Origin of the sequence: Acinetobacter sp. 243_ASPC (assembly GCF_001054715.1) — a bacterium.
GTDB classification, from domain to species: Bacteria; Pseudomonadota; Gammaproteobacteria; order Pseudomonadales; family Moraxellaceae; genus Acinetobacter; species Acinetobacter soli.
In genome coordinates this window covers 38653-50578 of record NZ_JVOR01000066.1, presented here as the reverse complement: position 1 = coordinate 50578, position 11926 = coordinate 38653, and the positions used below count along the sequence as shown (strand labels likewise).

Annotated in this window: 9 protein-coding genes and 1 pseudogene; all 10 read left to right on the top strand. The window is 44.4% G+C overall.

Annotation, left to right across the window (positions count from 1 at the left end; all coding sequences use genetic code 11):
* Positions 1–414: pseudogene (locus ADA42_RS18720) on the top strand (VENN motif pre-toxin domain-containing protein); the annotation flags it as partial.
* 386 nt (positions 415–800) lie between these two features.
* A complete protein-coding gene (locus tag ADA42_RS18565; protein WP_048764241.1) occupies positions 801–1130 on the top strand; it encodes a hypothetical protein in 330 nt (109 codons plus the stop codon).
* Between the two features lie 303 nt (positions 1131–1433).
* Positions 1434–3224 carry an IucA/IucC family protein gene (locus ADA42_RS06590; protein ID WP_048764239.1) on the top strand — a complete coding sequence of 597 codons (1791 nt, stop codon included), beginning with the start codon at positions 1434–1436 and terminating at the stop codon, positions 3222–3224.
* On the top strand, positions 3217–4623 hold the full coding sequence (locus tag ADA42_RS06585) for a lysine N(6)-hydroxylase/L-ornithine N(5)-oxygenase family protein (protein ID WP_048764237.1): 1407 nt from the start codon (positions 3217–3219) through the stop codon (positions 4621–4623). The genes ADA42_RS06590 and ADA42_RS06585 overlap by 8 nt, the downstream gene beginning before the upstream one ends.
* A gap of 10 nt (positions 4624–4633) precedes the next feature.
* On the top strand, positions 4634–6085 hold the full coding sequence (locus ADA42_RS06580) for an MFS transporter (RefSeq protein ID WP_048764235.1): 1452 nt from the start codon (positions 4634–4636) through the stop codon (positions 6083–6085).
* A gap of 21 nt (positions 6086–6106) precedes the next feature.
* A complete protein-coding gene (locus ADA42_RS06575) occupies positions 6107–7957 on the top strand; it encodes an IucA/IucC family protein (RefSeq protein WP_048764233.1) in 1851 nt (616 codons plus the stop codon).
* A complete protein-coding gene (locus tag ADA42_RS06570; RefSeq protein ID WP_025095755.1) occupies positions 7954–9861 on the top strand; it encodes an IucA/IucC family protein in 1908 nt (635 codons plus the stop codon). Before ADA42_RS06575 ends, ADA42_RS06570 begins: the two co-directional genes overlap by 4 nt.
* 15 nt (positions 9862–9876) lie before the next feature.
* Positions 9877–10692 (top strand): (2Fe-2S)-binding protein, encoded by an 816-nt coding sequence (locus ADA42_RS06565; protein WP_025095754.1) that lies wholly within the window; start codon positions 9877–9879, stop codon positions 10690–10692.
* Positions 10677–11303 (top strand): RraA family protein, encoded by a 627-nt coding sequence (locus ADA42_RS06560; protein WP_025095753.1) that lies wholly within the window; start codon positions 10677–10679, stop codon positions 11301–11303. Before ADA42_RS06565 ends, ADA42_RS06560 begins: the two co-directional genes overlap by 16 nt.
* A gap of 1 nt (position 11304) precedes the next feature.
* Positions 11305–11907 (top strand): GNAT family N-acetyltransferase, encoded by a 603-nt coding sequence (locus tag ADA42_RS06555; RefSeq protein WP_048764230.1) that lies wholly within the window; start codon positions 11305–11307, stop codon positions 11905–11907.
* Positions 11908–11926: the final 19 nt, after the last annotated feature.

The window sequence follows — 11926 nt, the reverse complement described above, 5'->3', positions numbered from 1 at the left end:
TATGGAAAAGAGGCCAAAGACCTCACGGCAGAGCAGAAATCTACTATCAGTTCTATCGTCGGTTTAGCGGGTAGTGCAGTTGGATTAACGACGGGTGATATTGGTTCTACAGTTCAGAATGGGCAGGTTGCCCAGAATGCAGTAGAGAATAATTTCTTATCCGTAAAAGAAGCTGCCAGAAAGAATGCATTAATTTATAAAGCTAAACACGAAGAATTAAGTTTGAATGAAAAAAATGAATTAGCAGAGATAAATAGAAAAGATAAGGCTCGTGATGAGTCTATAAAGAACGTATGCCAACTTGGAAACGTTTCTTCATCTGCTTGTCAAAGTGCTTTGCAAGCTGCATGGTCTACACAAGCAGATTATAATACTGATATTGCAAATAACTTAAAAAATAGAGATGTTTACAGTTAAGATGCTAAACATTTAGACCAGCTACTGCAAGGTTTGAGTCAAGAGGGTAATCCTCCCATAAAAAATCGAAGTTAAAAGTAGCGGTTAAGTAGCCATCAAATGTGGTTTTCCTCCGTTGGCTTTGTGTGGTCGCTGGTGATTGTAAAACTACAGCCACTTTGTATGTAGTGGTACAAAACTTAAAGATATGAATTTTAATCCAATTAATGGAAAATCAGATTATAGATTTCCTGCGAGTCACGGCTTTCAAAAAATACAAGTAATTCATCAACTACCTGATGATCAAAGTATAACCATTCATCATCAATATAATTAGTATACAAATAAAGCATACGATATGAAGATAACAACCCCTAAACCTAAACCAGCTTGGAGTAAGTAAAATGAGATTTATTGAGAAAGACTCTGGACTGAAAGGTATGGTAGCTTCTATATATTTTACTGATGGAAAATATCATTACTTATCAATGATAGAAAATTACATTGGATTGAGAGTTTTTTTTGAAAATGAAATAGATATAACTAGTAATGATTCATGTGAGTTATTTGAGTTTAAAGCTGCCTTACATAATCATATTCGTCAAATACATCCTGTTCTGTACAATATATTAAAAGAGAATTGGGATTTATATATAGACATAGTCGAAGGTATTCCAGAATCTTGGCAAATTTTTCTAGAGAAACTGCAAGAATTTGATAAAGAAAAAGGGTAGTGATCAGTTACTTAAACCATTAAAAGGTGATGCAGGTACCGTTATAGGAACTGTTAAGGGTATAAAAACAGGTGTCACTGATACTATAGAAACAGCATGGAGCGTAGCAAAAGGGTCGGTTAATTTTGCTGAAAAACCTGCTGAAAGTACTCATAAAGCGAGTTGTTCCTTTTGTGCCGATGCTCCGTCGGCACTTTTTTTAGTGTATTTTTTTATCACTTATTGTAAATGATAATAATTAGCATTTGCATTATTATTTAATTGGTCGTATTCTCATGCAACTTTCTTATAAGAGCAAAGTTGATGAAATCAATCACGGATAAGATCGCGTTACAGAATTTGATAAATTCTTACCTTCAAGAAACCGGCCAAGGTCGTTTTATTCCTCCCACTGAACAATCTGCTTCATTGTTAAAAAAGAGTCGGGGATTAGCCGTTTTAAGTATTGTGTTGCATACCCTCGATGCGAATTTATATGTCTCGATTGCTTATCAAAGTAGTGTAGGTCGGCACCGATTTGCTGAGTTGCCTTGGGTTGAACGGGATGGTTTAGAGCTTCGCGTTTCGTCTGCCACGCTGGCGGCCAATCTCCTCGAAAATATTTTACATCATCAGCAACATTCCGCTTTAGATACCTCATCATTACTTGAGTCTTGGATTCAGAGCCGCCGAGCATTACAACAATTTTTACACTATCGTGAAGCTGATTTGCACCAGCTCATCAGCCTCAAGCAATCGTTTATTCAAAGTGAGCAGGCACTTATAATTGGGCATAGCATGCATCCATCGCCTAAAAGCCGGCAAGGTTTTGTTCAAGACGACTGGAAAGCCTTTTCACCTGAAACTCAAAATCAATTCAAAATGCATTTCTTGTATGTGCATCCGGCTTATGTCGCACATGACAATGCGCATAATCTTTCGGTTCCTGAACAATTTAAACACGATCTCGAGTCGTATTTTAATGACTATCATCGTCTGAAAGTTCAGCAATATCCCAACTACGCACTTGTTCCTTTACATCCATGGCAGGCACGTTATTTAAAAGACAAAGCATGGTACCAAACACTATTACATCAAAATAAACTGGTCGACTTTGGTGAGCTGGGGTGGAACATGAAGGCAACTACCTCGGTACGCACGCTGTATAGCGAGCAGGCACCATGGATGTTTAAAACCTCCATGACGGTAGCGGTTACCAATTCTGTTCGAGTAAATTTACATAAGGAATGTCATCGCGGTTTACTCAGCTATAAGCTTTGGCATGACGATTGTTTAGCCGATTTTCGACAGCGCAATCCCAAGCTTCAGGCTTTGAGTGATCCGGCATGGATTGCCATTCAGTTTAATGGCGAAGTCTTAAATGAAACCATTTGCATCTTGCGTGAAAATCCGTTTAAGACACAGGATGATATTAGCTGCGTGGCATCGTTATGTCAGGATCATCCTGCGATTGAAACCAATCGTTTTAACGAAATTTTTAACTCAATATCGGCGCGTACTGGCCAATCACAGCATGTTGTGGCACTTGAATGGTTTGAGCGTTTCCTAGATATCACCATTTTGCCCTTAATGGAGCTATACCACGAATTTGGCATGGCATTTGAAGCACATCAGCAAAATACGCTCATTGCGCTGCAAGATGGATTCCCTCAAGCGGTTTGGTTCCGAGACAATCAAGGCTTTTATTATATTCAGGAGTTGGCAGGTAAAATTCTTGCGCGCTTTCCAGCCTTGGCAACTGAGGGGCAGGCGGTGTGTCCACAGGCTTTGGTCGATGAGCGTTTCCGTTATTACTTTATTGGCAATACCTTGTTTGGCCTTATTAATGCCATGGGTGCAACTGGAGTGGTCACCGAGCACCAACTGATTGAAATGCTTCAGTCGTATCTGCTTCAAGCCTATCGTCGTTATCCAAACAGTGCATTGCTACAAACGCTTTTATATCAAGAAACCTTTCCTTACAAAGGCAATCTGATGACGCGTGTCTATGAGCTAGACGAACTACAGGCACATATTTCACAACAGTCCATCTATGTCGATTTAAAAAATCCACTATGTGTTCATTCACAGGTCACGGAGATCGAACATGCTTGATTTTATCGGGGTTGGATTAGGGCCTTTTAACTTAAGCCTTGCTGCACTACTCAATGATCGGGACGATTTAAAATATCAGTTTTTTGAAAAGCGTGATGGCTTTGACTGGCATGCCGGGCTACAGTTGCCGCAAGCGATGTTGCAAGTGCCTTTTATGGCCGATTTGGTCAGTCTGGTTGAGCCGACCAGCCCGTTTAGCTTTTTAAATTATTTAAAAGACCAGCAACGGCTGTATAAATTTTATTTTCGTGAAAACCTGTATATTCCGCGCAAAGAATATAACCATTATTGCCAGTGGGTGGTAAAACAACTCAGCCATTTAAGCTTTGGTCATACCGTCACCGATATTGCACCCATCAGCAAAGGTTTTCAGGTGATTACCGAGCACAATGGCCGTCTGGCGGTGCATCAGGCCAAAAAATTAGTCCTTGGCGTGGGAACCGTGCCGGCATTGCCGCAGCCTTTACAATCGATTGCCGAGCAAACACCAGATTGTTTGCATTCTTCGAGTTATTTGCAGCAGTGCAAGGAGCAGTTGTCTGGCAATGTGGTGCTGATTGGCTCAGGCCAATCGGCTGCCGAGATTTTTATTGATTTATTCGACCGGCAGCTTTGCCCAGAAACGGGAGAGCCTCGATTTCATCTGTACTGGCTCACGCGCTCTGCTGGTTTCTTCCCTATGGAGCATACACCGCTGGGCTTGGAAAATTTTAGTCCAGATTATATGCAGTACTTTTATGAGTTGCCCAAAGCACTAAAAGATCAGTTGCCCATGCAACAGGCCAATCTGTACAAAGGGATTAGCAGTACAACCCTTCGCGATATTTACGAGCGTTTATATCACCGCAGCATCGGGCAGGCCGAAACCCATGTAACGCTGGCAGGGCATCACCAACTTGAAAATGCCCAGTTGAGCAGTGGCAACCGTATTTTACTCAAATTTTTCCAGACTCAAAAACGCCAAGTTTTTAATTTGCAGGCGCAAACTGTGATTGCCGCGACCGGATATCGTTATCCTGCAATGAAATTTTTATCCAAACTCAATGCTCTCATTCCACACGATACACAAAATCGCTGGCAGATCGATGCGTCACATCGCGTGGCGTATCAGGGAGACGGCGAAATTTATGTTCAAAATACCGATTTACATCATCACGGTGTCGGTACCCCAGACTTAGGACTTGGGGCATTCCGTTCGGCAAAAATTGCCAATCAAATTCTGGCAGAAAACCATTTTAAATTGGAGTCTAGGCAAAGCTTTCAGGAATTTTCACTGGGTGAGCAGCAGACCGCTCCCCATCGTAGCCGACTGAATAAACCTTTTCGTGCAGAAGGCCTGCTGTCGCAACGCGCCGGTAAAAATAGCGAATCGTATTCGGAGTACAGCAGCAAGTACTGAGGGAAAGAATATGGTGGATGTTTCCAACTCGGCACGCTTACATCTTAAGCACGAACCGTCTCATCAGCCAGCACGCTGGGTCATGCTCAGTGTAATGCTGGGCACTGGCACAGTCAGCCTGAGCAACAGCAGTTTTAATCCGGCACTGGCCACACTCATGCAGCAATTTGCGCTTTCAGAGGCACAAGTGAGCTGGGTCATGGTGATCTTTTTAATGAGCATGAGTTTAAGCCTATTGCTGGCAGGTTATCTGAGTCAGACCTTGGGTAAACGCAATCTGTATTTGATGGCATTGCTGACCTTTGTGGCTATTTCGGCGGTGGGTATGCTGGCGCAGTCCTTTAATACCGTGTTGCTGGTGCGAGCCATTCAGGGCTTTGCCAGCGGACTCATGATTCCACTGTCGCTGGGGCTTATTTTTGCAGTAACACCTCAATCGGAACGTGGCGCTGCCACTGGCATTTGGGGAGCAATGATTATGCTCACACTTGCCTGTGGGCCTATGCTCGGTGCACTGTTACTGCTGAAATGGGGATGGCCCGCATTGTTTAGTGTAAATCTGCCCTTTGGACTAATTGCACTGCTCGTTGGCTATAAAACCTTACCCAAGCAGCCACAATGTGGCGTTTCTGCTTTCGACTGGCAAGGCTTTAGCACACTGTCTATTTCAATTGTGGCGCTGTTACTGGCATTGAGCCAGATTAAAACCCGCGCTGACTTTTGGGCACCGACGTTTTATCTACCGCTGCTGCTGGCTATTTTGATGGGCGGGCTGTTCTGGTGGTTGCCTGCAAAACGTAAAGCAGTACTGATTCCGGCACAGCTTTTTGCCAGTCCGGGCTTTAATTTTAGCTTGATCATTTCAGTGCTGCATACCGTGGGCCTGTTTGTCATGCTCTTTGCGATTCCGCTTCTGGTTCAAAATGCTTTACATCTTTCTCCGCTCTGGACAGGCGCATTACTCATGAGTAGTGCTTTGTGTACCAGTGTATGCAGTAAATGGGCAGGCAATTGTCTTGATCGTTTTGGCGCAAAATGCCTGATTTCAGTTGGGCTGTTACTGACTTCAGGTGCATTTATAGGGCTTGGCGCGGGCATTCATCTTCCGGTTACTTTTCTAATGCTGTGCATGATGGTGCATGGGCTCGGATTTGCGATGTCGTATATGCCCTCAACCACAGCCGGCCTAAACAGTTTAAATAATCAGGAACTGGTGACCCAAGGCGCTGCCATCAATAACCTGTTGCGCCGTTTATGCTCCGCGGTTGCCGTGGTCTTGGCGGCTTTGTATTTACAGTTTCGAAGCGCATCGCTATTGAGCCTGCACGATCCACAGTGGGCACAATTAATTGCTATCCGCGAATTATTTCTAATCTGTGCAGGCGGCTTGCTACTGGCATTGCCTTTTGCATGGAAATTTCCAGACATCAAAAACGCATCCGCTTGTAAAGCGAGCATGTAATTAAAATTGAGGAACAATAACATGGGAAATTTAAACAGTTCAGCACTTCATGAATATCGCGTTTCATCGCCTAGCATCGCGTGGCAGCAGCCCGATCAATCTGCAATAGAGCAGGTTGAACAGCGTGTAATTAAACAGCTATTGCAAGCACTGATCTATGAAGACATTGTTCAGGTTTTTGAACACGATGGAACCTTTGAGATACAGGTAACCGATCAGCAGCAAGCAGTGATTTATCGGGCCTATGGTCAGCGTTATTTAAGTTTTGGCTTAATCCGTTTTAATCATGCGCCTGTGATTCGGATTGATGCCCGTGGTGTTTCACAACCGGCTCGTTTAAATGGCGTGCTAAATGAAATTGTACGTGCGATTCCAAATGCGCAGAAATGTGAAGATTTTCTGATGGAGATCAAGCGCACGTTTATGCATGACGTACAGTCCATCTCGTATAAACAGGCGTATCCACTTCCGGCCAGTCAATACTGTTATGATCAGCTGGAAACCTATTTGATGGATGGTCATCCGTATCACCCATGTTACAAGTCTCGGGTGGGTTTCAGTCTGCTCGATAATGCCAAATACGGTGTCGAATATGCAGAACCGATTCATCTGGTTTGGCTGGCGGTGCATCATTCATTGGTCAAGCGTCAAACGTCGATATCAGCATCACAAGATCACACTAAAATTGCGCAGCTCAGTCCAAAAGATCGGGCAGAGTTTCAGGCTACACTGATACAAAAGACCGAAAGCCCCGATGAATTTATTTGGTTACCTGTGCATCCTTGGCAATGGGAAAACACCCTTATTCCGATTTTTTTTGAGGAGCTTAGCGCTGGACAACTGATTTATCTGGGCCGTGGAGAAACGGCTTATGTGGCGCAGCAATCTCTCAGAACTTTGACCAATCTAAAACAGCCAGAGCAGCCGTATATCAAGCTCTCGATGAGTCTAACCAATACTTCCAGTTCACGGATTTTAGCCACTCATGCTGCCATGAATGGACCTCTCATTACCGACTGGTTGCAGGCACTGATGGATCAAAGCCCAATTGCACAAGCATTAGATTTTGCAATTTTAAGAGAAACTCATGCCACAGCACTCGATTTTACCCAGTTGCCGTCCTCTCATGCCCAGCAGGCGTATGGCACGATTGGCAGTTTATGGCGAGAGAGTGTCCATTGTTATTTGCGTGAAGGTGAGGATGCCATGCCGCTTAATGGCGTCGGGCATTTACAATTGAATGGGCAGTTACTCATTCAGCCTTGGCTAGATCAATATGGTGCAGAACAATGGCTCGAACAGTTTCTGTCGGTGACCATTCAGCCTATTCTATTTTTTCTTTATGCCGAAGGCATTGGGACGGAATCTCACGGCCAGAATATGATTTTGGTACATCGAAATGGCTGGCCAACACGGATCATTTTAAAAGACTTTCACGATGGTGTGCGCTTTAGTCCGCAATACTTGACCCATCCCAATCAATTCCCAACGCTACATGCCTTGCCTAAAGAACATGCAAAAGCAAACCGGATGTCTTTTATCGAAACTGAAGATGTCAATCTGGTTCGAGACTTTAGCTGTGCCTGTTTATTCTTTGTTGCCTTGAGCGATATTGCCATCAGTTTGCATCAGCAGCTCAATCTGGATGAGCAGATCTTTTGGTCTAAGGTGGCTGGAGTCATTCATACTTTTCAGCGTCAGTATCCTGAACATCAATCACGTTATGAAATCTTTGATGTTTTTGCTAAAGAATATTGCATTGAATCGCTCACCAAACGTCGTTTGTTTGGCGATGCGGAAATTCAGTTAAAGCAGGTGCAAAATCCGTTATATCGCTTTCGTGTATGGCAGGCCAAGGAGCAGACAGCATGAATAGCAAACTACAGCTCCATGTGCAGCTTCAACACAGTATCCAGCAGGATTTACTCAACAGTTTTCTGGCCGAAGATTTTTTTGCAGCGCACGACATGCAAACATCTTCGCAAGTACAACAAGTGATTCAGAAGCTTGCGCCTTATGCAAAAGACGCTCTTGCACAGGCTTGTCAGGAACTAACGCATTTTGTGGTTTACGGTACAGAGAGTCGCACCAAGCTTGTGATTATCGGGATTACACCAGCTTATAAGCAGCCTTGGCAGATCAAGCCAAACGCCATCTTTCTATTCGATCATACCGAGCAGAGGATTCATCACGAACCCAGTGCCTTAATGCTTTACGACGCATTCATTCACTTAGGGCTTTTTGCTGACTGCACTGCTGAAAAAATTCAGCAGTTTCGAGACGATCTGATGCTTGCAGACGCACAATCGGCGCTGAGTGCAAATGTTTCAATCTTTAAAAATAGTCAGCAAGACCATAGCCCGGCCAAGCACTTTCAAAATCTAGAGCAATATGCGGCCTTACGTGATCGGCCTTATCATCCATTAGCGAAATTAAAAGATGGATTTTCAGCGACAGACTATCAACAGTATAGTCCAGAATTTCAGCAACCGATTACAGTTCGGTGGGTTGCGGTTCGTAAGGATTTGCTGGTGGTTGGGCGTGATATTCATGATCTTGAGCTTGATCAGCCTGCTCGGATCTTTCTTAATCCTACACAACAAGCACAACTGCATGCCGAACTGATCGCCAAAAAAATCGACTCGAACTATCTGCCGATGCCAATGCATGCATGGCAGTTTGAACATGTTCTAGATTCCACCTTTGCCCAAGAAATTGATCTTGGGTGTCTTATCCCACTGGTATTTTCTGTACATCATTTTTATGCCAGCTCATCTATTCGAACGCTGATTTCTGGCTTGAATCCCGAAGATCACCTGAAACTGCCCCTCGGCATCAAAGCCTTGGGTTCACTGCGCTTTTTGCCGATTGTTAAAATGATCAATGGACAAAAAAATCAGCAACTTTTAGCCGAGGCAAAGCGCATTGATCCGGTACTGGCCAGCCGACTCTGGTTGTGTGATGAGCATCAGTGGTGGGGCTTTATGCCGCATCAACCGCACAATTTAACCCCACAAAATGAAACCTTGTTTGAAGAGCAACCGATGCATTTGGCTGCACAGCGCCGAATCATTCCTGCCGAATTACTAAAAGCGCCGTATCAGCTTATTCCAATGGCCAGTCTGGGGCAGTCTGGGCTGGCCGATGCATCCGTGTTTCAATCGCTATTCGGCGCTCAGTTGCCTACTCCCGAAGTAGTCAAACATGTTTTTTATACGCTATGTCACGAGTTTTTCGAGATTAACCTGCGCTTGTTTCGGTTAGGTTTAATGGGTGAAATCCATGGCCAGAATGTATGTTTGGTACTCAAACAAGGCCAGTTTGCGGGCTTGCTGCTACGCGACCACGACTCTGTTCGCATTCATCTGCCTTGGATGCAGCAGGCGGGATTACACGATCCCGTGTATTTAAGTCCGTCAGATTTTCGAATTACCTTGTATCACGATAGCGTCGAAGAACTGCTGGTGTACTTACAAACCTTAGGCATTCAAGTCAATCTGGCCAGTATTTTAGAGTCGGTTGCCCGTCATTATCAGTTAGATGAAAAACTCTTGTGGCTCGCATTGGCTCAGGCATTAAAAGATACCCTTGAATCGGTACCGTTTTCACCAGAAGCTCGTCGTTTGCTTACACATTGTCTATTTGAAGAAAAACTTTGGCCGCATAAGCAGCTCCTTCGACCCTTGCTACAGCAAGACAATCGAGTGGGGAGTATGCCCACGCGGGTTGGGCAAACATACAATGTATTGCAACGAATGACCGCATATCACGAATAGGCAACAGGGTGGGGCATGCAGTCAAATATTCCGTTTATGGCACTCGAATCACATCCAGCACATCTGGGTTTTGCGTCCTTACAGACAGAGATTGAGCAAGTGCTCAATATCCGGATTGAACTGTGCCATCAATGGAATCATCGAGGTTCAGATCTTTTACATCCCGATCGATGCTTGAAAATTGTCCAGCAGTTTGCTGCCCAAATACAAGTTAAAAACCTCACCTGTGCAGGTTCAATGCTGATCAAGTATTGGGCAGTGCCACTGTTGTATCCCTACTTTTACAGTGTATTGCTTAATAAACCACACATGCCGTGGGCATTAGATAAAGTCGTGCTTGATCTGAATGCATCGTGGGCGTGGGATCGGGTGCTTAAGCTTAATCTCGATGCTGAATTTGAGCAGAACATGCAGTCACCACCGAGTGATCCTGTTGCATTTTTCCAAATTATTTTCAGTGACTTAAATGAAGTATTTGAGGTGCTGGGCCGTGTTGCAAAAGTGCCCAAGATTTTATTGTGGGAAAACACGGCACTGAGAATTTTGCAATTTTACGATCTGATGGCACGTCGGCAGATTTCAGCAGAATGCTTAGCGCGTATCAAAGCGCAACGAGCAAGTTTGCAAATGCTGTACGCCGATGACTTTGGGCTGGCAAAAAATCCATTTAAACAGTTGTTCGATGCGTGGAGCAATCGACAGCAATGTTATCAACGCCAAAAATGCTGCTTCTACTTTCAGTTGCCTGAGGCAGCACATGACTACTGCAAAAACTGTCCGTTGCAGCAACGCAGCAAACTTCGAGAAAAACATCAATGCAAACATCTATAAATGAACTGATTGAAAAATACGCAAATATTGCCACTTCGACCATTGGTCATGTGCTCGATGAGGGACATCTGGCACAGATTCATGCCATTAATCGCATTCATCATGTCACAGGCCGTGTCAGAACCGCTACGCTCGCTTCGATCAATGCCATGAACCTGCATGATGCATTGCTACAAAGCGAACCGAATGATGTGCTGGTCATCGATGCCCGTGCAATTCCAAATCGTGCCTGCTGGGGAGAGCAGCGTCATCGTGCGGCCATTTATCATCAATTGGCAGCAGTGGTGGTGATCGGCGATGTGACCGACTGTGTGGCGTTACGTGAAATGAAACTGCCAGTTTTTGCTCGTTCTGTCAGTTGCCTCACCACGCGTCATCAGGGTGAAAGTCTGGTCGAACATGGCCAAGACATTGTGGTAGGTCAAACACGGATTGCATCGGGTGATCTGATGATTGGCGATGCAGACGGTGTCTTTATTTTATCGCCCGAAATTGCGCAGGATTTATGGCCAACATTTCAAGATATGGAAGAACAAGAACAGCATAAACGTCATCACTTTTTTAATCAGCACCATCCTCGTGATTATTACCATGCTGAACAGAGACGCTAATATGCAACGACGCTCTTGTTTATCAACACGTTCTTCGCGATTACCTGACCATTTTGACTATCAGGTGGGCGAAGTAAAGTATGGACTACGTGCGGTGTGTCTTGAACATGACCTTCCCATACTGCATCGCTGGATGCATGAACCGCATGTGATTCCGCAGTGGAAGTTAAATATCAGCCAGAGTGATTTGGCGGTGCATTTTGAGAAAATGCACATGGATGATCATCAGCGGCTTTATATCATTCAAATCAATGCGTCTGACGTGGGTTATTTAGAAATCTATGAAGCTGCCCGAGACCGTTTAGCCCTTTACTATGCGGCACATCCAGATGATATGGGCTGGCATATTTTGCTGGGCGAAAAAAGCGTGGTGGGCAAGGGGCATTTTCGGGCAGTAATGAAAATGATGTGCCAGTTTGTTTTCCAGCACACACCTGCACTAAAAATTGTAGGAGAACCCGATATCACAGTGCGTTCTTATGCTTACGTAGCAGATCAGATTGCATTTGAAGCAAAGCAGATTTTGAATATGCCAGAAAAGCAGGCAGTGCTGTATCACTGTGATCGTGATCGGTTTTTAAAGCTTTGTGGTGAAAGTGCTTAAAACACCACGACACTTTTTA